At 69.3% G+C, this 19,845-nt stretch carries 19 protein-coding genes; 7 read left to right on the forward strand and 12 right to left on the reverse strand.

Annotation, left to right across the window (positions count from 1 at the left end):
- Window positions 1-11: 11 nt before the first annotated feature.
- The 6 genes from sigK to folP form a co-directional block, all read right to left on the reverse strand.
- Window positions 12-629, reverse strand: a complete 618-nt coding sequence (gene sigK, locus AC4D14_RS00735) for an ECF RNA polymerase sigma factor SigK (RefSeq protein ID WP_490899656.1) — start codon at window positions 627-629, stop codon at window positions 12-14.
- 254 nt (window positions 630-883) lie between these two features.
- The gene (locus AC4D14_RS00740; protein ID WP_490899657.1) at window positions 884-1,690 is read right to left on the reverse strand and encodes a class I SAM-dependent methyltransferase; all 807 of its coding nucleotides are present in this window, start codon (window positions 1,688-1,690) and stop codon (window positions 884-886) included.
- A gap of 19 nt (window positions 1,691-1,709) precedes the next feature.
- Entirely contained in the window at window positions 1,710-2,177 is a 468-nt protein-coding gene (locus AC4D14_RS00745; protein ID WP_490899658.1) for a tRNA (cytidine(34)-2'-O)-methyltransferase, read from the reverse strand.
- Window positions 2,178-2,186: 9 nt separating this feature from the next.
- Window positions 2,187-3,131 (reverse strand): J domain-containing protein, encoded by a 945-nt coding sequence (locus tag AC4D14_RS00750; RefSeq protein ID WP_490899659.1) that lies wholly within the window; start codon window positions 3,129-3,131, stop codon window positions 2,187-2,189.
- A 218-nt stretch (window positions 3,132-3,349) separates the two neighbouring features.
- Entirely contained in the window at window positions 3,350-4,090 is a 741-nt protein-coding gene (locus AC4D14_RS00755) for a pyrimidine reductase family protein (RefSeq protein WP_490899660.1), read from the reverse strand.
- The gene (gene folP, locus AC4D14_RS00760; protein ID WP_490900464.1) at window positions 4,090-4,998 is read right to left on the reverse strand and encodes a dihydropteroate synthase; all 909 of its coding nucleotides are present in this window, start codon (window positions 4,996-4,998) and stop codon (window positions 4,090-4,092) included. The genes AC4D14_RS00755 and folP overlap by 1 nt, the downstream gene beginning before the upstream one ends.
- Window positions 4,999-5,152: 154 nt before the next feature.
- On the opposite strand from folP, the gene AC4D14_RS00765 reads away from it, so the two are divergent.
- From AC4D14_RS00765 to AC4D14_RS00780, 4 genes are all read left to right on the forward strand, one after another.
- The gene (locus tag AC4D14_RS00765) at window positions 5,153-6,379 is read left to right on the forward strand and encodes a cysteine desulfurase family protein (RefSeq protein ID WP_490899661.1); all 1,227 of its coding nucleotides are present in this window, start codon (window positions 5,153-5,155) and stop codon (window positions 6,377-6,379) included.
- Window positions 6,376-7,518 carry a tRNA 2-thiouridine(34) synthase MnmA gene (mnmA, locus tag AC4D14_RS00770; RefSeq protein ID WP_490899662.1) on the forward strand — a complete coding sequence of 381 codons (1,143 nt, stop codon included), beginning with the start codon at window positions 6,376-6,378 and terminating at the stop codon, window positions 7,516-7,518. The genes AC4D14_RS00765 and mnmA overlap by 4 nt, the downstream gene beginning before the upstream one ends.
- A 75-nt stretch (window positions 7,519-7,593) precedes the next feature.
- Entirely contained in the window at window positions 7,594-7,986 is a 393-nt protein-coding gene (locus tag AC4D14_RS00775; protein WP_490899663.1) for a chorismate mutase, read from the forward strand.
- Window positions 7,976-9,007, forward strand: a complete 1,032-nt coding sequence (locus tag AC4D14_RS00780; RefSeq protein ID WP_490899664.1) for a uroporphyrinogen decarboxylase/cobalamine-independent methonine synthase family protein — start codon at window positions 7,976-7,978, stop codon at window positions 9,005-9,007. The genes AC4D14_RS00775 and AC4D14_RS00780 overlap by 11 nt, the downstream gene beginning before the upstream one ends.
- A 10-nt stretch (window positions 9,008-9,017) precedes the next feature.
- Here the strand turns inward: AC4D14_RS00780 and AC4D14_RS00785 are convergent, their stop codons facing one another.
- The 6 genes from AC4D14_RS00785 to AC4D14_RS00810 all read right to left on the reverse strand — a co-directional run bounded on the left by AC4D14_RS00785 (window position 9,018) and on the right by AC4D14_RS00810 (window position 15,430).
- Entirely contained in the window at window positions 9,018-9,686 is a 669-nt protein-coding gene (locus AC4D14_RS00785) for a DUF4166 domain-containing protein (RefSeq protein WP_490899665.1), read from the reverse strand.
- Window positions 9,687-9,785: 99 nt separating this feature from the next.
- A complete protein-coding gene (locus AC4D14_RS00790) occupies window positions 9,786-11,078 on the reverse strand; it encodes a DUF58 domain-containing protein (protein WP_490899666.1) in 1,293 nt (430 codons plus the stop codon).
- 48 nt (window positions 11,079-11,126) lie between these two features.
- On the reverse strand, window positions 11,127-12,188 hold the full coding sequence (locus tag AC4D14_RS00795; RefSeq protein ID WP_490899667.1) for an AAA family ATPase: 1,062 nt from the start codon (window positions 12,186-12,188) through the stop codon (window positions 11,127-11,129).
- Window positions 12,185-13,447, reverse strand: coding sequence for a DUF4350 domain-containing protein (locus tag AC4D14_RS00800; protein ID WP_490899668.1), 1,263 nt, complete (start codon window positions 13,445-13,447; stop codon window positions 12,185-12,187). Before AC4D14_RS00800 ends, AC4D14_RS00795 begins: the two co-directional genes overlap by 4 nt.
- Window positions 13,444-14,124: a DUF4129 domain-containing protein gene (locus tag AC4D14_RS00805; RefSeq protein WP_490899669.1), complete on the reverse strand. Its 681-nt coding sequence runs from the start codon at window positions 14,122-14,124 to the stop codon at window positions 13,444-13,446. Before AC4D14_RS00805 ends, AC4D14_RS00800 begins: the two co-directional genes overlap by 4 nt.
- Before the next feature lie 46 nt (window positions 14,125-14,170).
- Window positions 14,171-15,430: a DUF7847 domain-containing protein gene (locus AC4D14_RS00810; protein WP_490899670.1), complete on the reverse strand. Its 1,260-nt coding sequence runs from the start codon at window positions 15,428-15,430 to the stop codon at window positions 14,171-14,173.
- Between the two features lie 204 nt (window positions 15,431-15,634).
- Between AC4D14_RS00810 and mtrA the strand changes: the two genes are divergently transcribed.
- The 3 genes from mtrA to AC4D14_RS00825 all read left to right on the forward strand — a co-directional run bounded on the left by mtrA (window position 15,635) and on the right by AC4D14_RS00825 (window position 19,785).
- Entirely contained in the window at window positions 15,635-16,312 is a 678-nt protein-coding gene (mtrA, locus tag AC4D14_RS00815) for an MtrAB system response regulator MtrA (protein ID WP_490899671.1), read from the forward strand.
- A gap of 82 nt (window positions 16,313-16,394) precedes the next feature.
- Window positions 16,395-18,071, forward strand: coding sequence for an MtrAB system histidine kinase MtrB (gene mtrB, locus AC4D14_RS00820; protein WP_490900465.1), 1,677 nt, complete (start codon window positions 16,395-16,397; stop codon window positions 18,069-18,071).
- Window positions 18,058-19,785, forward strand: a complete 1,728-nt coding sequence (locus AC4D14_RS00825) for an LpqB family beta-propeller domain-containing protein (protein ID WP_490899672.1) — start codon at window positions 18,058-18,060, stop codon at window positions 19,783-19,785. Before mtrB ends, AC4D14_RS00825 begins: the two co-directional genes overlap by 14 nt.
- The last annotated feature ends 60 nt before the right edge of the window (window positions 19,786-19,845 follow it).

Raw genomic sequence — 19,845 nt, forward strand, 5'->3', positions numbered from 1 at the left:
TGTCCTGCACCTTAGCTCACTCCCAGGCATGCCTTGAGCCGGAGTAATCCGTCGCGGATCCTCGACTTGATGGTGGGCACGGCAACGCCGAGCTTCTCTGCGACTTCCCGGTATGTGAGCCCGCCGTAATAGGCGAGCTTCACCGATTCCCGCTGGGTGTCGGTGAGGGATTCAAGACACCTGACCACGGTCTCGGCTTCGAGCCGCTGGGTCACTGTGTCGACCACGTCATCGTGGTCGGGGGTCTGCATTGCCGCGCCGTACCGGGCCTCGCGGTCCGTGGAGCTCTGCTCGGAGCGGACCTTGTCCACGGCACGGCGGTGGGCGAGGGTCATGAGCCATGCCATGGGGCTGCCGACGGCGGGATCGAACCGGCCGGCGCTGTTCCACACCTGAAGGTAGACCTCCTGGGTAGCGTCTTCGCTGAGGTCGGGGTCGATGAGCACGCGCCGAGCCAGGCCATAGACCCGCCGGGAGGTCTGCTCGTAGAAGGCAGCGAACGCGCCGGTGTCCTGCTGCGCGATGCGTTGGAGGAGTTCCGTCAGGGTGGGCTCGGCGGTGGACGCCTCGTCGAGTCCCCTCGCTGCGCGCCCCCCGGGGCCGGTCCGGCTTACTCGTGGCGTGTCCATAGAGTCCAAGCATAAAGCGCGATTGCCGGGAGCCGGTACAAAACGGCTGTATGCGCATGGCGCACTGCGCACACGATGCACTAGTTGACTCACTCCATCACCCACCCTGCTCAAAGTGCTCCGGAATTCCGATTCAGATACGCCGGCCGCGCTTCTGCGGTGGGATCGCTTCCCCGCCGAATTGCAGCGGGCGTTGCTGACATAAGGTATTCGGAGTGCCGGGGGCGGCGGATGGGGCCGGCCCCTGCCGATCCTTACTCCGCGGTGCGGGCGACGGCCACGAGGGAATCGGCCTGGAGCACGAAGTTCTCCCCGAGGCTCTCCAGAAGACGGGTGCGCACCCGCTCCAGAGCCTGCGGTTCCTGGGGAAGCACAGTGCGGTAGCCGCTGCCCAGGGCAAGGGACCACGCCATGGCCGGCTCAAGCGGGACGGACAGCGGGACCCGCTGCACCATCGTTTCGCTGAAGCCGTGCCCGGTGAGCCATGCGCCAAGCTTTTCCTCGGATGCCAGCCGCTGCCAGTTCGCCGCGAACGCCGGGAGTTCAGGGCGGGACGGGTCCTCCTGCTCGGCCGCACATGCCTCAAGGAGATGGTCCTCGAACTCGCTGACGGTTCCCTCGTCCCAGGTGCTCATGGCGAACCGGCCCCCCGGGCGAAGCAGCGACGCGATGCGCGACGTCGTCGCTGCCATGTCGGCAACGAGGAAGAGCCCGTAGCAGCACAGGACGGCATCGTAGGGGGCGTCGGTGCGCCAGTCGGAGGGGTCGGCGACAGTGAAACGAACGTTGTGAAGGTTCATTGCCTCGGCCTTCCCCCGCGCGAGTTCAAGCATCGCCGATGACGGGTCGACGGCGTCGACGAACCCGTCCGGCCCCGCAAGCTGCGACGCGGGGATGGTGCCCGCGCCGGTCCCTGCCCAGGCGTCAAGAATCCGCTCGCCGAGCAGCACGTCGGCCGCCGCCACAACGGCGTTGCCGATGGGATTCCACAGGGCGGGGGCGAGCTGCTCGAAATCCTCTGCGCCCTGGTCGGGTGCGGCCGATGCATGGCGGGGGGTCATTTTCTGGCTCCTAGATCGGTCAGCGGACGGCGCCGGCGAAGTCGTGCTGGCGCCAGGCCTCATAGAGGGCGATTGATGCGGTGTTGGCCAGGTTGAGCGAACGCCGCGAGGCGAGCATCGGCACGCGCACCCTCGCGGTGACGTGGGGGTCGTGCTTGACCTCTTCGGCCAGGCCCACCGACTCCGGGCCGAACAGGAGCACATCGGAGGCCCGGTACTGGATGTCGGTGTAGGAGACCTCGCCCTGGGAGGTGAAGGCGAAAACCCGCTCCGGCTGCAGCGCGGCCCACGCGCTCTCCAGGTCGCGGTGCACGTGGAGCACGGTGAGGTCGTGGTAGTCCAGGCCCGCCCGGCGCAGTTTCGAATCTTCGAGGCTGAAGCCAAGTGGCTCTACGAGGTGCAGCTCCGCACCGGCGACGGCGGCAAGGCGGATTGCGTTGCCGGTATTGCCCGGAATTTCGGGGGAATGGAAGAGGATACGGAACACCGGTCCATCCTAGCCCGCGGCCGCGCCGATCAGCCGTCCCAGGACGGGAAGCTGCACCACGTAGGGCTGTGGCCCGGAGGCGAGGAACGCCCTGAGCGAGCGGACCGCTGTTCCGGCGTTGACCACCTGCACCATGGAGGTCGCAGTGCGGTCGAACCCGGGCGGAACGTCGATCACCGGGTCGAAGGGATTGTCCGGTGCTCCGTGGATCACGATCCAGCCGCTGACATTGCATTCAGGGAACAGTTCCTGCACCGCGCCGACCATCCCCTGGATCCGCAGTCCGGGCACCTGGCGGCCTTGGTGGCGAAGGGTGCGGCCATCCCAATTGAAGTTGCCGGGGGAGGCGGTGAACGAGTCGATCACGGCCATCCGGTACCCGGCGAGCAGGGCGTGCCCGGCGGCGGCGGAGCTCTTGCCGAATTCAAGGCCGTTCACCAGCCGTGCCGCAGGGAACGAGGGGAGGAGGGCGGTCTCGATCAGCCCGGCAGTCCGCGCTTCACCGTCGAGCCGGGAGCGGGTGCCGGCTCCAAGCCTCGCGAACAGTCCGGGCTGGCGCGGCGATCCGTGGGACTGCCGGCCGGCCAGGAGCAGCGGAACCACGGGCGGTCGACCCGGTGAAAAGGGCGGGACGTATTCGGGCGGGCGCTGGTAGGCGTCGTTGTTTACCGCCGGGGCGGGCCCTGCCGGGCTTCCCGCACCGGGTGCGCCGCCGTCGGCGCCGAACCGCCTCGGGGTCTCCTGGCCGGTTCCCTTGTCGTAGCGTTGGCGCCTGACCGGGTCATTGAGCGTCTCGTAGGCGACGGCGACCGAGTGGAACAGTTCGGCGTTTCCGCCGAGGTCGGGATGGGCCCTGCGCGCCGCACGGCGGTAGGCGTCCTTCACCTGTTTGGCGGTGGCTCCGGGGGCAAGGCCCAAAATGTCGTAGTAGGACCGCTCCGACGGTTCAGGCATCTCACGCCTTCCTTTGTGCTGGTTCCTGCGCCGGGGCTCGCCTGCGGGGAACGGGCGCTCCGCGGGCTGGCTCAATGAACGGGTTGTCTCTGCTGTCTCACTTAACGGTTCACCCGGCGGTTCATTCCGGCCGAGGTGCTCCTGCCTGACCTTAAGCCGCCGAAGGGCGCTGCGCCAAACACCCGAGCGGCCCCCCGGAGCCCGAATGTGCGGCGTCCTCACCCCGCCCGCACATACCGCGCATAAAGGGCCGAGTCCTCGTGCAGCAGCGACGCGAGGGTAAGGGCCTGGGCTGGTCCCGTCCTTCCGCCCATGGAGATCCGCGGGCCCTCACCGCCGACCAGCAGCGGGCTGATCGAAAGGCAGAGCTCGTCCACCGCCTGCGCGGCCGTGAAGGAGCCAAGGACCGACGGGCCCCCCTCGCACAGAACCCGCGTGAGGCCGCGCTCGCCCAGGGCGCTGACGAGCCGTGCAACCTCGAGCGTCTCGGTGCCGCAGTCCACCACCTCCGCCACGGCCTCCAGGGCCCGCCGCCTCAGCGGGTCGGCCGCCTCGCAGGTCAGGATCAGCGGTCGGACGGGCGGTGCCGCAAAGAACCTTCCCGCGGGGTCAAGGTCGAGGGAGCCGGAGATCACGGCGACCGAGGGGTGCGGGGCGAGGCCTCGATGCCCGCGGCGGGCGCGGGCGTCGTCGCCGACGAGGTTCCCCGCGTACCCCTCGGACCTCACGGTTCCCGCTCCGACCAGGATGACGTCGGCGAGTTCGCGCAGGAGCGCGAAGATGCGGCGGTCACCGGCATTCCCCAGGCCCGCGGTAAGCCCGCCGGCGGTTGCGGCACCATCGGCGGCGGCGATGAAGTTGAACCGGATCACGGGCCCGGGCGCGTCGGGGTAGGCGTAAAGCCGCTGGAGGTCCGCCTCGGTGAGGGGTCCGGGACTGTGCGGAACGAAGGCCTCCATCAGTGCGCCGCCGGCCCGTTGTGTTCGCCCATGTTGTGGCGGAGGTACGCCGGCTGCCTCCAGCCGAGGACGGCCTCGGTGAGCTGGATGGCCGAGCGTGCTGCAGCAACGTTGTGCATGCGGATCACCCGTGCGCCGCCGAGGATGCAGATGACCGCCGCGGCAAGGGAGCCCTCAACCCGTGATTGCTTTGGAAGGTCGAGGGTCTCCCCGATGAAGTCCTTGTTGGATACGGCGGCAAGCGTGGGATAGCCGAGCCCTGCGATCTCGGAAAAGCGGCGGGTGATCTCCAGGGAATGGAGGGTGTTCTTGTTGAGGTCGTGGCCCGGGTCGATCAGGATGCGGTCCTCGGCAACCCCGAGCGTTACCGCCTGGTCCACCTTCCGCAGCAGGAAGTCGACGACGTCGGCGATGACGTCCTCATAATGCGGCCGCGGATACACCGTGCGCGGCTGGGCGAGGCTGTGGGTGATGACCAGATGCGCCCCGTGTTCGGCCACCACCGCGGCGAGGTCGGGATTTCGCAGCCCGGTTGTGTCGTTGACCACGTTCGCCCCCGCTTCGAGGGCCGCGGCTGCGACAGACGGGTGGAACGTGTCGGCGGAGATGACCACGTCCGACACGGCCCTGACCGCCGCGATCACCGGAACGATGCGCGCGGCCTCCTCGGCGGCCGGAACGGGAGTGCCGGGGGCGAACGGAACGCCCCCGATGTCGATCCAGTCCGCTCCGTCCTCGACGGCCCTGAGGGAGGCCCTGACCGCCGCGGAAAGCCCGAAGGTCTCACCCCCGTCGTAGAACGAGTCGGGGGTGCGGTTGATGATCGCCATGAGCGCGACCCGCCGGCTGAAGTCGAACGCCTTCGACCCGAACACGTGCACGGGGTGTCGAAAGCGCGGCAGGAACATCGCGGGCGGGGGAGGAGCCACGGCTTGACTGTCCACCCGCTATTTCTACCAGAGCCGGCCCGGTGCGGGGTTGGAAAACGCCCTGCGGTGCCGGACGGGAAGGACGGACGGCCCGCGAATCGGCGCATCGGCGGCGCGCCGGTAGAATCGAGGGATGCCCGTGTATTTGGACCACGCGGCGACCACGCCAATTTCGGCGCCAGCGCTCGCCGCACTCACCTCCGAACTCAGCCGCAGCGGAAATCCCTCCTCGCTGCACGGCTCCGGCCGGCGTGCCCGGCGCAGCGTCGAAGACTCGCGCGAAACACTTGCCCGGGCGGCCGGCGCCCACCCCTCCGAGGTGATTTTCACCTCTGGAGGCACCGAAGCGGACAACCTCGCGGTCAAGGGCCTGTACTGGGCGCGCCGGAGCGAGGACGCCCGGCGGGTGCGCATTCTCGCTTCGCCGGTCGAACACCACGCGGTGCTCGACGCCGTCGAATGGCTCGAGCGCCACGAAGGGGCCCGCGTCACCTGGCTGCCCGTCGACGCCCAGGGCGTCGTCTCAGTCCACGCGCTGCGCGCGGAACTGGCCGCGGACCCCGGTTCGGTGGCGCTTGTGACGGTCATGTGGGCCAACAACGAGGTGGGTACGGTCCAGAGAATCGCGGAAATCACCGGGGCCGCGGCCGACTTCCAGGTGCCGGTCCATTCCGACGCCGTCCAGGCCTTCGGGTCGCTTCCCATCTCCTTCGCCGAGTCGGGGCTGGCCACGATGGCGGTGAGCGGCCACAAGATCGGCGGGCCGGTGGGCATAGGCGCGCTGTTCGTTGGCCGCGCGGTGAAACTCACGCCGATTCAGCACGGCGGCGGGCAGGAGCGCGACATCCGCTCCGGAACCCTCGACGCCCCGGGAGCCGCTGCATTTGCCGCCGCCGCCGAGGACGCGGTGCGGCACCTGCCCGAGGAAGCCGAGCGCATCGGCGCACTGCGCGACCTCCTCATTGACGGCGTCCGCACGGCCGTTCCCGGCGCCGTGCTGCGCGGGGTCCCCCCGGACGCGGGGGAGGGGCTTCGGCTCCCCGGCAACGCCCACTTCACCTTTCCCGGGTGCGAGGGCGATTCCCTGCTGTTCCTGCTGGACCTCGCGGGCGTTGAGTCCTCGACGGGCTCGGCCTGCACAGCAGGTGTGCCTCGGCCCTCCCACGTGCTCCTGGCCATGGGCCTGACCGAAGACGAAGCCCGGGGCGCCCAACGCTTCACCCTGGGGCACACATCAACGCGCGAGGACGTCCAGGCGCTCCTGGCCGCCCTTCCCGAAGCTTACGAACGCGCCCGCAAGGCAGGAATGGCGGGCCATGCATCATCCATCCAGACAGCAGGAACAGGTTTTTCATCATGAAGGTACTTGCAGCAATGAGCGGCGGCGTTGACTCGGCCGTTGCCGCGGCCCGTGCGGTCGACGCCGGCCACGACGTCGTCGGCGTCCACCTCGCACTTTCGCGCATGCCGGGCACCCTCCGCACCGGCAGCCGCGGCTGCTGCACCATCGAGGACTCCCGGGATGCCTGGCGGGCCTGCGACATCCTCGGGATTCCCTACTATGTGTGGGACTTCTCGGAGCGCTTCAAGGAAGACGTCGTCGACGACTTCATCGCCGAGTACGCAGCGGGGCGCACGCCGAACCCCTGCATGCGGTGCAACGAGCGGATCAAGTTCGCCGCCCTGCTTGAGAAGGCGATAGCGCTCGGCTTCGACGCCGTGTGCACCGGCCACTACGCCAAGGTCATCGAGGACGCCGACGGCAACCCGGAGCTTCACCGTGCCGCTGACTGGGCGAAGGACCAGTCCTACGTGCTCGGCGTGCTCACCCACGAGCAGCTTAAGCATTCGATGTTCCCGCTGGCGGAGACTCCGTCAAAGGCCGAGGTGCGCGCCGAAGCCGAGCGGCGCGGGCTGTCCGTTGCCAACAAGCCCGACAGCCACGACATCTGCTTCATCCCCGACGGCGACACACGCGGCTGGCTTGAGGAGCGCATCGACCTCAGCGAGGGCGACATCCTCGACGTCGACGGCACCAAGATCGGCAGCCACCCCGGGGCGAACGCCTTCACCGTGGGTCAGCGCAAGGGCCTGAAGCTGGGCCGGCCGGCCGCCGACGGCAAGCCGCGCTTCGTCCTCGAGATCCGGCCCAAGGACAACACCGTCGTCGTCGGACCCGAGCAGATGCTCGCGATCGACGAGATGCGCGGCATCAAGGTCTCGTGGGCGGGCCTGCCGATCGGCGAGGTCGAAGCCGGCGAGGCATTCGAGTGCATGGCGCAGGTCCGTGCACACGGCGACCCCGTCGCGGCCCGGGCCTGGGTCGAATCCGGCCAGGACGGCCGGCAGGAGCTTGTCGTGCGGCTGATCGAGCCGATGCGCGGCGTGGCGCCCGGCCAGACGGTTGTCCTCTACCAGGGAATCCGCGTGCTGGGCCAGGCGACGATCGACTCGGCGCGGTCGGCCCTGCGGCCGGAACTGGCAGCAGCGGGAAGCTGACGTGGAGGCTGCCGGGCCCGCAGCCCGGCGCCGACACGGTTCTTCGCTGGGAAATCCATCTGCTTGACTGAGGTTATGACCAAACAGCCCCGCGCCTTCAATCCCGAGGCAAGCTCGCTGGCGGGCGAGATCGAGCCGCATGTGATGACCGAACTGCTCGCCGTGCGCAGCAGCATCGACAACATCGATGCCGCGCTTGTCTATCTTCTTGCCGAGCGCTTCAAGGCCACCCAACGGGTGGGGCACCTCAAGGCCGAGCATCGGCTTCCCGCGGGGGATCCGGACCGGGAGGCGGCTCAGATCGCCCGGCTTCGCGCGCTCGCAGCCGAAGCGAACCTCGATCCGGCCTTCGCCGAGAAGTTCCTCAACTTCATCATCTCGGAGGTCATCCGGCACCACCAGGCCATCTCCGATACCCGCAACGCCCAGCCCGGCACGCGCAGCGAGGGCGGTCCAAGTGGCGCTTGACGCCGGCGCGGCGCAGGTCACGGCGACGGCGCTGGGCGAGTGGCCGGGCACCAACCCGCTTGAGGCACACCGCAGTGTGCGCGGCGAACTGGGCGACCCGCACCTGCCGTTCCTTGCCTCGCTGCCCCACCGCGGCCCGGGAAGCGACCCTGTCGGGCGCACGCTCGGGGTCCTGGTCGAGCTTCCCTTCGACCTTCAGCCGCATGGGTGGCGGTTGACGGGCCGCCCGGGGAAGGATCAGCGAAGGGCCGAGTCCGCGCTGTCCTCGGACCTGAACGCCCTTGGCGATATCGCCGGCGCCGAGGAGTTTCCCGCCCGCCGGTTGAAGCTCCACCTCCGCGGCCCGCTGTCGGTCGCGGCGAATGTCCATCTTCACAATGGGGAGCGGGCGCTCCTCGACGCCGGGGCGCGGCGCGAGATCTATGCCTCGCTTGCGGCAGGAGCGGCAGCGCTGACAGCGCGCGCGGCGGCCGTCTCCCGCGGTGCGGCACTCGAGGTCCAGCTTGACGAGCCCGAAGCCCGGGAAGTGCTGGCCGGACGGATCCCCACAGCCAGCGGCTACCGCACGCTCCGCGCCCTTCCCCGCCAGGAAGCGACCGACGCGTGGACCCTCGTCGCCGACGCCGTGGCGGCGGCCGGGGCGTCACGCCTCAGCCTGTCCCTGCCGGGGGGTGACGACGTGCTCGAAGCGGCGATCGCCAGCCCGGCCCAGGTGCTGGGGCTGCCCTTCACCGCGGTGTCGGATCGGCAGTGGGAGGTGCTCGCGGCGGCCGTGGAGTCGGGCAGGGCGCTCCGCGCGGGCATCCTCGAGCCGGGGTCGGGCCTTCCCCAGGTCAGTGCCCTGGTCCGGAGGGTCCTTGACCCCTGGCAGCGGGTCGGGCTCTCGGTGGCTGCGCTCGCTGGCGTCAGTGTGGCTCCGGTTGAAGGTCTTGCCGCGCTGGCCCCCGGTGAGGCGCGGAAGGTCCTTGGGCGGCTGGTCCAGACTGCCGACGCACTCACCCAGGTGCTCAGCGAGAACTAAGCCGACGGGACTAGACGCGGCCCTCCCACCGCAGCGGGCGTACCTCGGGGGGCAGGACGCCGTCAAACGGGGCAAGGGCGTAATCGAAGCTGCCGGCATAAACGAGCAGGGTGCCCAGCTGCCGGTGCACAACGCGCGTCGAAATGCGGAAGCGGCCCGTGGCTTCGTCCCAGTACTGCTCCATGTATGCCTTGGCGCCGACGGCGTCGGGAACGGGAAGCCGGATCCCGGCGAACACCCGGGTCCGCGAGGACACCATGCGCATGCGCCCGTCCGGGGTCACCGAGCACTCAAGCGCTGTCGCCATGCGGCGGCGGGACCCCACGTAGTCGGTCAGCCGGCCGTCTTGGAGCGCCGTCGTATCTTCGAAGACCCGCAGCGCCTTTCGGAAGCGCAGCTCCCGGCGGGCCGTCAGGGCGGGCCGGCCGAACGGATCGGTGTGGGCGTAGTTGGCGATGGTGAACGGAACCTGGCCTTCGTATTCCGGAAAGAACGCGTTGTCGAGGGCGGTCAGCCGGAACGCAGGCCTTGTGAACCACGCCGGGGATCCCGCGACGTCGAACTCCCCGGTTCCCACACCGTAGGTGCCGCTTCCCGTGTGGAGCCCGAAATACTCCCTCAGTTCCGGCTGAAGCCGCCCGAAATCCGAGCCGAGCACTTCCTGGTACACAGATTTCATCGCACCGGCTTCCATTGGGCCTCCCTTGTCGCGCTGGGCCCCACATGTCGTCCGGCCAAGTCACTCGTTCAAGTCAACCACGGGCCGGCCCGCCGCGCCTTAGAGCCGCCCGGTCGCCTTGAGCCTGATGTAGGTGTCCGCCAGGCGCGGCGGCAGGTCAAGCGGATCCTCATCGACCACGTCGGCGCCGAGGGCCGTCAGGGCAGCCGTCATGGCTTCGCGGTCGAGCAGCGCCCGTTCCGCGGCGGCGGCCCGGTACGTTTCCGAGGCCGTTGAGCGCTGCGCGCGCATCTCGTTCAGCTGGGGGTCCCGAACCGAGGCAACAACCACGGCGTGCTGGGCCGTGAGGCCGGGAAGCACCGGGAGCAGGCCTTCCTCCGCGGCGCCGGAATCCAGGGAGGTGAGCAGCACGACGAGGGCGCGGTGGGGGGAGACGGCGCGGATCTGGGCAGGAAGGCGGGACCAGTCGGCTTCGATCAGTTCGGGTTCCAACGGGGCCATGGCCCGGACCAGGGAGTTGAGGAGGTTGTCCTTGGCCGCCGAGCTCACCCTTGCCCGGACCCGACGGTCGAAGGCAAGGAAATCGACCTTGTCACCGCCGCGCTGGGCGAGCACTCCGAGAAGCAGCGCCGCCTCGATTCCGGTGTCAAGGCGCGGCTCGTCAGCGATGCGGGCGGCGGAGGTCCGGGAGGTGTCAAGGACGATGACGACTCGCCGGTCCCGTTCAGGGCGCCAGGTGCGCACCACGGTGTCACGGCGCCGGGCGCTGGCGCGCCAGTCGATGGAGCGCACGTCGTCGCCGCGCACGTAGTCGCGCAGCGAGTCGAACTCCGTGCCGGCTCCACGGATCTGCACGGCGGCGCGGCCGTCGAGTTCCCGCAGCCGGCGCAGCTTCGACCCGAGGTGCCGCTGGGAGTGGAAGGGCGGGAGCACCCGCAGGCTGCCGGGAGCCGGAAGTGAAGCCTGCCGCGCCGCAAGCCCGAGCGGCCCGGCACTGCGGATTGTCACGCCCGTCACCGCCAGCAGCCCGCGGCGTTCCGGACGCAGGGCGACCTCGAGGAGCCGGGCCTCCCCGGCCGGCACGGCGAGCCGCTGCTCGGGATTGACCGCTCCCGCGGAGGGCTGCCAGGCCTCCCTGATTGTCGCCCGCAGCCGCCGCCGATTGTGGTTCGCGACGGTCAGGGAGCTCGTGCAGGGCTCACCGAGGCGAACGCTCTCGGGAATCCTGCGCGAAACTCCCACCCGCCGGGGCGAAGCCGCAAGCATCAGGTCAACCCCGACCCCGGCGGCCAGCAACCCGGACCAGACCAGCAGCGGCGTGATGCCGGGAAACAGCACGATCGGAAGGACCCCAAGGAGCGCCAACAGCAGCAGGCGCCCGCTAAGAGCCATGTGCCAACCCGCCCCGTGGTGGACACGGCGAGCCGGCGGAGGTAATTCTCACCGCGGCACCGGAACGGTGGCGAGGATCCCGGCGAGCACCTCGTCCGCGCTCACCCCGTCCATCTGCGCCTCGGGGCGCAGGGCGACCCGGTGGCGCAGGGCGGGAAGGGTCAGCGCCTTGACATCGTCCGGAGTGACGAACGCCCGTCCCGACAGCCAGGCCCAGGACCGTGACGTGGCGAGCAGCGCCGTCGCCCCGCGCGGCGAGACGCCGAGCTGGAAGGAAGGGGCCTCCCGCGTTGCCCGGACCAGGTCCACGATGTACGCGAGGACCTCCGGCGCGATCGACACTCGGCGCACCGCCGCGCGCGCCCGCTCAAGGTCCGCGGGGCCGGCGACCGCGCGGACGCCGGCACCGGCGAGGTTCCGCGGATCGAATCCTTCGCTGTGCCGCCGGATCACTTCGATCTCGTCGTCGCGGCCGGGAAGCGGCAGGGTCAGCTTCAGGAGGAAGCGGTCAAGCTGGGCCTCGGGCAGGGGGTAGGTTCCCTCGTACTCCACCGGGTTCTGCGTCGCGGCGACGATGAAGGGATCGGGAAGGGCCCGGGAGACGCCGTCGACCGACACCTGGCGCTCCTCCATCGCCTCGAGCAGCGACGCCTGGGTTTTGGGCGGGGTCCGGTTGATCTCGTCGGCGAGCAGGATGTTGGTGAAGACGGGCCCTTCCCGGAAGGTGAACTCGGAGGTACGCGCCTCGTAGATCAGCGACCCGGTGACATCTCCGGGCATGAGGTCAGGCGTGAACTGCACGCGTTTGGTGTCAAGGCTCAGCGCCGCCGAAAGGGTGCGGATCAGCAGGGTCTTCGCCACTCCCGGGACGCCTTCGAGGAGCACGTGCCCGTTGGAGAGCAGGGCGATCAGCAGGCCCGTCACCGCGGCGTCCTGGCCCACGATCGCTTTCCCCACCTCGGAGCGCACGGCCAGGAGCGCCCGGCGTGCCGGATCCGCTCCCTGGCCTTGTGCGGCGGCTCCGGCGCCGGTGCCGTTGGCTCCGGGACCGTCGGTGCTGACCGCGGCGTGCGCGCCCGGACTGCGCCCCCACTCATACTGTTGATTCATTGGGAAATGATCTCCTTTTCCAGCTCGAGAAGTTCCTGCGATAACTGCACCAGTTCCCGGTTATTGGGAGGGGCGTAGCTTACAAGCATGCGTTCGAGGTCCCCGTGCGGGCGGCCCGTGGCACGTGAGGCGGCGCCGATGACCTCGGCGGGCGCGGCGGTGTGCGGCAGCCTCAGGCGGACGGCAATCCGGCTCAGGGAGGCCGCCCGCAGGGTTGCCGCGGCATGCGCCACCGCCCGCGAGTCCTGGTAGAGGCGCGCACGGCCCTCGGCGGTCTCCGCGGAGCGGACAAGCACGGGAAGCGGCTCTGCGGCGAGCGGCCCCATCCGCCGGCCGCGCCACACCATCGCCAGGAACGCGCATCCGAGCAGCCACAGCATCACGGTGTTCGTCCAGCCCGGAAGCAGGTTCAACGGGTCGCTGGGCGTTCCTGTCACCGCGAGGTCCGCGGTGGTCGGCTGGTACCACACCAGCGTTGCGTCGCGCCCGAGGGCGCCGAGCGCAAGCGCCGCGTTGCCCTCCTCTGTGATGCGGCCATTCGAGAGGATCTCGGGGTAGCCAAGGACCGCCGTCCGCCCGTCCTTCGATGCAACGTAGGAGGCACCGGTTTCTTCCGACAGGGTGGGCGCAGTGAAACATCCGGTGCCGCCGGTGTACGCCAGGCCGCCGGCACTGATCGTGCCCGCCGTGGCGGCTTCCTCTACCGGGCAGTCCGCGGGTGCCGGCGCCGCACCGTCATCGACCGCGCCGGCCGGTTCCACTTCCGGCGCGAAGGAGCGCAGCTGAACCTCCGAGGGCGCGGCAAGCACCCTCCGCTGGGCAGCTGCGCTCAGGAGCCCGAGCTGATCCTCATTGAGCCAGCCGTTCGGGTCGTGGAGGAACAGGGTCGCGGGGCCCGCTCGAAGGGCCTCCTCGGCTTCGGCAAGGGAGCCGGGAGCAACCACGCGGACGCCACGGTCCTGCAGCACCTGTGCCAGCGCCCGCGCTCCGGTGGGAGCGGCGTTGGCGGGGGAGAGCGGTGCGGGCGCGTCGGCGCGCGTGAGCAGGCCCAGGACCACCACACCTACCATCAGCAACCCAAGGAGGATGACCGTGCGCGCCCCCCGCAGCCGCCGCCGTACGGCCCTCGAGGTGCCGTCCAGGGCGCCGGCTTGCGGTCCAGGCCCGGGCGGCGCGGGGTCCGGGTTTTCCGCAGGCGCGAGCCCGGCCGGTGCAGCGCTGGCCGTCGGATCCTCGCGTGCCGCGTGCCGCGGGGTCACCGCGGGGCCGCCAATCCGGCGGTGGCCGAGCTACGCGCAGGAGAACTGGAAAGGAGGGAAGCATCAAGGGCAGCCGCCCGCGTGCAGTCGGCATGGCCGGCGCGTGCGCCGCCGTAAACCACCTCGTTGAACCGCTCGGTGAGCCAGGCAATGTCGGCGGCGGCGCCTGGGAACACGGCGCTGAGCTGGTCGGAGGCCTCGGTTGCCGTCCGTCCCGGCTGGCGGTCGAGGATGACCCGCTCCTCGGCTTCGCGGATCACGGCCCGCAGCCGCTCGGTGAGGGCCTCATTCCAGTTCTGGGCCGCAGCGGCCTCCGCCGCACGACGGCGGTGATCCGCCGCCGTCGAGATGTCCGACCCCGTGAAGACCTGCCGGGTGGCTCGGGCGGACGGCGAGATGCGCCGCCCAACGAGTACGGCGGTGATTGCGACAGCGAGGAAAATCCCGCCCGCCAGCAGGACGGTGCCGAGCCCGGCGTCGAGGGAGCGCACCTCGGAGAGCGTCCCGAGGAACCAGTCAATGACCGACTGGAAGGCCTGATCCAGAAGCGAGGGCTGCGCCTCCCGATAGGCGGGCTTCGCCAACTCGCCCTCCAGCAGCCGCCGTGCCTCGTCCCTGCCCGGTCCGGCAGTGGACATCGTGACCGCGTGCGGCGCATGGATCGGCGCAGGGATCATTGGGCCGCACCGCCGCGCGGACAGCGGGATCCGTTTTCAGGAAGGTTCATGCGGGGTTGCCCCAGCCGCGCCGGCCCTCCGGCGCGGCCGCGCCGAACTGCCCGGTGCCGCCGGCGGGGAAGCCGGGCACCCCGTCCACCGAACGCTCGTGTTCCTTCATAAGCACGACGTCGAAGCCTTCCCTGCGAATGCGCAAGTCAATGTACAGCAGCGCCGTCACACCCGCCTGGAAGGCGTAGCCGATCGCGGCAAAGAACGAGGTGATGCCCTGGGTGATCAGCAGCACCGGAAGGGAGTCGAGGGCATCCATCGTGGAGGCCGCCGGGGCGTCGGAAAAGCTGAAGAGCGCCGTGACGAGGAAGGACACGGGGGTGGCAATCACGGTGGAGATGATCGACACCATGATGCTGGTGAGGATCAGGATGCCGAATGTCCGCCACCAGTTGCCGCGGGTCAGGCTCCACGAGCGCCGGAACGAGTGAATCGGGCCGGTCCCTTCGAGCATGAGTGCGGCGGGTGCGACCACGAGCTTGATGCTGACCCAGACGGCACCTGCGGCGAGAGCAAGGGCCAGCGGAATGATGATGTAGAGCGAATAGAGTTCCATTGCCGCGGCGGCGGCGACGGCGATGAGGACGACCACGCCGACAACAAGGGCCGAGGCGATGGTGCCGATCACTCCGAGCAGCAGCAGCGGCAGCAGCCGCCGTGCCGAAAGCCGCCACAGCTGGCCGAACCCGGTCCGCTGGTTGAGCACGGCGCGGGCCACCGGAATGACAAGCACGCCCTGCAGGACGAGCAGGGCCCCTCCCGACACAACCGAGATGACCGTGGTGAAGGAGGCGAGTGAGGCAAGGAGGCCGCCGAGCTGCTCCGGCGAAGCCGTCTCAGGGTTGATCTGGTCAAGGCTGGTGATCAGGCCAGTCGACATCAGCACCGTGACCACGGCTACGAACGACTGGAAAAGGATCGCCGTTCCAAAGGTGGAAAGGGGATTCCGGCGGCACGCCTGGAAGGCGCCGTCGAGGATCTCACCGAGGCCGAGGGGCCGCAGTGGAATAACGCCCGGCTTCGGCGGAGCCACATACCCCGACTGCTGCGGCGGGCCCGGCTGCAGCCCGCCCCACCGGCTTGCCCCGCTGCCCCAGGACTCGCCCCAGGGGGTGCCGGCCGGCCGGGGGCCGGGCCCGGCCGGAACGCCCGGCGCCGGCCACCCCGCGGCGGGCCCCGGTGCGGCCGGCGGCTGGCCTCCGGGAGGGTGCCAGGAAGTGTTGTCCGGACGCCTGTCCTGCGGATCGTTGCTCATGCTGTCCTTCGGGAAACAAGCGCGGCCATGGGTTGTCATCTTGAACTATAATTACCAGCACGTCGAACGTGCAGCGCCGCGGCAGGCCGAATCGGTCCGAAGCGGTTTTCCTCCTTCTGCAGGGCAGCAGCCCCGCAGCGCTTCCGCGGCGCGCGGAAACGCCGCCAGTGGGACATTGGAGGCTCAATGGGACACTATGGACCTATGAAGGCACGCATTCTGGTAATCGATGACGACGAGGCACTGTCCGAAATGATCGGCATCGTGCTGCGCAATGACGGTTTCGACCCGGTGTTCTGCGCCGACGGCGCGGCGGCACTCGCGGTATTCAAATCGACGCAGCCCGACCTCGTCCTCCTCGACCTCATGCTGCCCGGGCTCGACGGCATCGAAGTCTGCCGCCAGATCCGCGCGGAATCCGACCTTCCGATCGTCATGCTGACCGCCAAGTCCGACACCTCCGACGTGGTGCGCGGCCTCGAATCCGGTGCCGACGACTACGTGCCCAAACCGTTCAAACCAGCCGAGCTGGTGGCCCGGGTGCGGGCGCGGCTGCGCCCCGGAGACACGAAGGCGCCGGAGACCCTGCGCATCGGCGACGTGAGCATCGACGTCGCCGGCCACTCCGTGACCCGCGGCAGCGACCGCGTCTCGTTGACCCCGCTCGAATTCGACCTGCTTGTTGCGCTCGCACGGAAGCCCTGGCAGGTCTTCACCCGCGAGCTGCTCCTTGAGCAGGTATGGGGATACCGCCACGCGGCGGACACCCGGCTCGTGAACGTCCATGTGCAGCGCCTGCGTTCGAAGATCGAACGCGATCCCGAAGCACCCGAAATTGTCCTGACCGTCCGTGGCGTCGGGTACAAGGCAGGCCAAGGCTGAGTTGAAGACCGCCGCAGAGCGCGCCGCACGGCGTTCGGCGCAGACGGCGAAGGAACTGCTCAGGCGGTCCCGCCGTATCGCGATGGACGTCGCGGCGCACTGGCGCCGTTCCCTGCAGTTCCGCACCGTCGTATCGACGGTGCTGCTGACCGCGCTCGCGTTCATCGTCGTCGGCGGCTTCCTGTCCAACCAGATCGCGAACGCACTGTACAAGGAGCGTTTTGGGCAGTTCCAGAGCGAAGCGAGCCGGGGCCTTTCGGACATCAAGGATGTCTTCCGCGACACAACGACCACCGACCGCGACTCGACCGACCGCCTGGCCAAGGACACGCTCCTGAGGCTCCAGGGACGCGGCGCCGACGCCCCCCGGCAGTGGCTGCTGACACCGCTCCCCGGGCAGCAGGGCTACTTCGTTCCCCCGCGGGCCAGCCACGACAACATGACCGAGTCGGCGCTGATCCCCCCGGACCTGAAGAACGCCATAACGAACGGCGAGGAGCAGTACTGGACGCCGATTCAGATTCCGGTTTCGGCAACCACGGGGGACCGGAACGTCCCGGGAGTGGCTTTCGGAACGAAGGTCACGCTGCCGCCGGACCGCACCGCCTACGCGCTGTACATCATCTACGACCTCTCCTCCATGCAGAAGACGTTGAGCTACATCCACATCGTGCTGTGGATCGCCGGATTCGCGCTGCTGGCCAGTGTCGGGGCCATCGCCTGGTTCGTGACCCGCAGCGTTGTGCGCCCAGTGGGCCACGCCGCCATGGTCTCCGAGAAGCTCGCGGCCGGTGAACTCCACGAGCGCATGGAGGTCAAGGGAGAGGACGAGGTGGCGCGGCTTGGCGCCTCGTTCAATCACATGGCCAACAGCCTCCAGGACCAGATCACCCAGCTCGCGCAGCTGTCCCAGATGCAGCAGCGCTTCGTCTCCGACGTGTCCCACGAACTGAGGACCCCTTTGACGACGGTACGCATGGCGGCCGAGGTGCTCCACGACGCGCGAGCGGAGTTCGACCCCGTCAACAAGCGGTCGGCGGAGATCCTCTACGACCAGGTGGAGCGCTTCCAGGCGCTCCTCGCGGACCTTCTCGAAATTTCCCGGTTCGACGCCGGCGCCGCGGTGCTCGAGCCCGAGCCCACTGACATCTTCCAGGTGGTCAGGCACGTGATCGAGGGTGCCCAGCCCCTCGCCGACAGTTTCGGATCGGAACTGAAGATCATCTCCGACGAGACAACCTGCGTCGTCGACGCCGACCCGCGCAGGATCGGCCGCATCCTCCGCAACCTGGTGGTCAATGCCCTTGAACACGGCAGGGGCAAGGCGGTGGATATTTTCATTGGGTCGAGCCCCGACGCCGTGGCGGTGGCAGTGCGGGACTACGGGATCGGCATGACGCCCCTTCAGGCCTCCCGCGTCTTCGACCGCTTCTGGCGGGCGGATCCCGCCCGTGCCCGCACCACCGGCGGCAGCGGGCTTGGCCTGTCGATCGCAACCGAGGACGCGCGCCTCCACTCCGCGTGGCTCCAGGCCTGGGGCTCGCCCGGTGAAGGCTCGTGCTTCCGGCTGACCCTCCCCAAACACCGCGACAGCGAACTCAAGGTCTCACCGCTGCCGCTGCCGCCGCGTGCAGTGGCAGAACTGCCGGCGTCATCCGCCCCTGCACCGGAGCCCGGGGACGGCCCGACCACGGATGCCGGGACGGTGCCGGACGGGCAGCAGCAGGAACCGGAAAAGGAAAAAAGTGAGATTCAGTAGGCCGTTCTGGGCCGCACGGACAGTTGCCGCACTTCTCGTTGTGCTCTTCGCCATTGCTGGCTGTTCATCGATTCCCACGGGCGGCCCGGTGCAGACCCTCCCCGCCGCGGATGAGGAGCAGGACTCGACCTCGCAGGTCTTTTCCCCCGAGGGGCCGCGCCAGAACGCCCCGCCCGAAGCCCTCCTCCAGGAATTCATCACCGCAGGAACGGGAGCCGCCGACGGCTACAAGGTGGCCCGCGAGTTCCTTACCCCGGCGCTTGCACGGACCTGGCAGCCGGAGGAGCGCATCGTGATCTTCGAGGCTGATCCGCGGATCGTCGAGCGTGAAGCCGAGGGGTCCCTGCAGATCCAACTCGAGATCACCGGGATCATCGATTCCCAGGGCGTGCGCACCGATCCGCCAAACCCGACGACGGAGAGCATCCGTGCCGAGATGGTGAAACTCAACGGGCAGTGGCGGATCAGCGAAATTCCCAACGGCATCATGGTCACCGAAAGCAACGCCTCGCTGCTGGCCACCGCGCACAACCTCTACTTCTACAGCAGCAGCTACCGGTTTTGGGTGCCCGATGTGCGGTGGTTCGTCCGCCGTCCGGGGATTGCGGCGCGCATCGTGCAGACGATGCTCGCCGGCCCGGCGCCGTATCTCCAGGGCGCCGTGACAAGCGCTTTCCCGGAAGGTGTGACGCTGGCCCAGGAATCGGTGCCGATCCGATCCGGCGTCGCGTCCGTTGAGCTTTCGGCGTCAGTGCTCCAGGATGCGACGGACCTTCGGCTGCAGCAGATGGAGCAGCAGCTGAGGGCGAACCTGACGACCCTCAACGATGTCACCTCCGTCGAGATGACGGCCGGCCAGCCGATCGATCTTGGCGCACCCGACCCCGCGCTGGTCATCCCGGACTTAAGCCCGCCGGTGGGCAACGAGCAGGTGGTCATCGCCCAGAATGAGATCAAGGCCTACCGGGACCTCAGTGTGGCCCCCATCGACGGCCTTCCCTCGGTTGCCTCCTACAGGCCCCGGGACCCGGCTCGATCCGTCGAGGGAAGCAACTTCGCCTTCCTCAACGGGCGTGCCACGTCCCTGCTCGCGACAGCGCCGGGCAGCGAGGTGCGCACTGTCATTGAAGGTTCGGGCCTCACCGCCCCCAGCTTCGACCCGGAGAACTGGGTGTGGACCGCGCGGGCCGTGGACGGCGGGCCGACGGGCCGTGGGTCCGAGGTCATCGCCGTGCCCCCGGGCGGGGTTGCAGCCAACGCCGTTGTCGTTTCGGCCTCATGGCTCGCCGACCGGACGGTGAAGGACCTGCGGATCTCACGCGACGGCGCACGAGCCTTGTTCGTCGTCGAACAGGGAGGGGTGTCGCAGGTGCTGTTGGCGGGCATCACCCGCAGTGCGCAGGGCATTCCGCAAAGCTTCGGTGAGCCGCTCATGCTGAACGCCGGTGACAACATCGGAACGGCGAAATGGGCAGGCGAAAGCACTATCGTCGCATCACCGGTTTCGTCGACGGCGGAGGTGCGCCCGGTCATCCTCCAGCTCAGCGGCGAGCTTGAAGAGATGAAGGGACTCAAGGGCATCGTTAACATCAGTGCGGGCAGCGACCCGGCTGAGGATTTCTACGTCCAGACCGACGAGGCGCTTTTCAACCGCGTGGGCCGGAGCTGGATCCGCAGCGTCGAGGGCGTGCGGGACCCGGCGTTCCCCGGCTGAACCGGGCAGTTCTCCACATACCGCGGATTCCCGGTCTGCGCGCCGCCGCCACGGCCCACC

The organism is Arthrobacter sp. TJ-254, assembly GCF_058269175.1.

Coding starts and splice junctions, on each gene's coding strand:
- AC4D14_RS00805 (WP_490899669.1), bottom strand. CDS start 14,124: ATGATCCCTGCGCCGATCCATGCGCCGCACGCGGTCACGATGTCCACT.
- AC4D14_RS00765 (WP_490899661.1), top strand. CDS start 5,153: ATGCCCGTGTATTTGGACCACGCGGCGACCACGCCAATTTCGGCGCCA.
- AC4D14_RS00740 (WP_490899657.1), bottom strand. CDS start 1,690: ATGACCCCCCGCCATGCATCGGCCGCACCCGACCAGGGCGCAGAGGAT.
- mnmA (WP_490899662.1), top strand. CDS start 6,376: ATGAAGGTACTTGCAGCAATGAGCGGCGGCGTTGACTCGGCCGTTGCC.
- folP (WP_490900464.1), bottom strand. CDS start 4,998: ATGTTCCTGCCGCGCTTTCGACACCCCGTGCACGTGTTCGGGTCGAAG.
- AC4D14_RS00785 (WP_490899665.1), bottom strand. CDS start 9,686: ATGAAATCTGTGTACCAGGAAGTGCTCGGCTCGGATTTCGGGCGGCTT.
- AC4D14_RS00790 (WP_490899666.1), bottom strand. CDS start 11,078: ATGGCTCTTAGCGGGCGCCTGCTGCTGTTGGCGCTCCTTGGGGTCCTT.
- AC4D14_RS00795 (WP_490899667.1), bottom strand. CDS start 12,188: ATGAATCAACAGTATGAGTGGGGGCGCAGTCCGGGCGCGCACGCCGCG.
- mtrA (WP_490899671.1), top strand. CDS start 15,635: ATGAAGGCACGCATTCTGGTAATCGATGACGACGAGGCACTGTCCGAA.
- sigK (WP_490899656.1), bottom strand. CDS start 629: ATGGACACGCCACGAGTAAGCCGGACCGGCCCCGGGGGGCGCGCAGCG.
- mtrB (WP_490900465.1), top strand. CDS start 16,395: ATGGACGTCGCGGCGCACTGGCGCCGTTCCCTGCAGTTCCGCACCGTC.
- AC4D14_RS00775 (WP_490899663.1), top strand. CDS start 7,594: ATGACCAAACAGCCCCGCGCCTTCAATCCCGAGGCAAGCTCGCTGGCG.
- AC4D14_RS00755 (WP_490899660.1), bottom strand. CDS start 4,090: ATGGAGGCCTTCGTTCCGCACAGTCCCGGACCCCTCACCGAGGCGGAC.
- AC4D14_RS00750 (WP_490899659.1), bottom strand. CDS start 3,131: ATGCCTGAACCGTCGGAGCGGTCCTACTACGACATTTTGGGCCTTGCC.
- AC4D14_RS00810 (WP_490899670.1), bottom strand. CDS start 15,430: ATGAGCAACGATCCGCAGGACAGGCGTCCGGACAACACTTCCTGGCAC.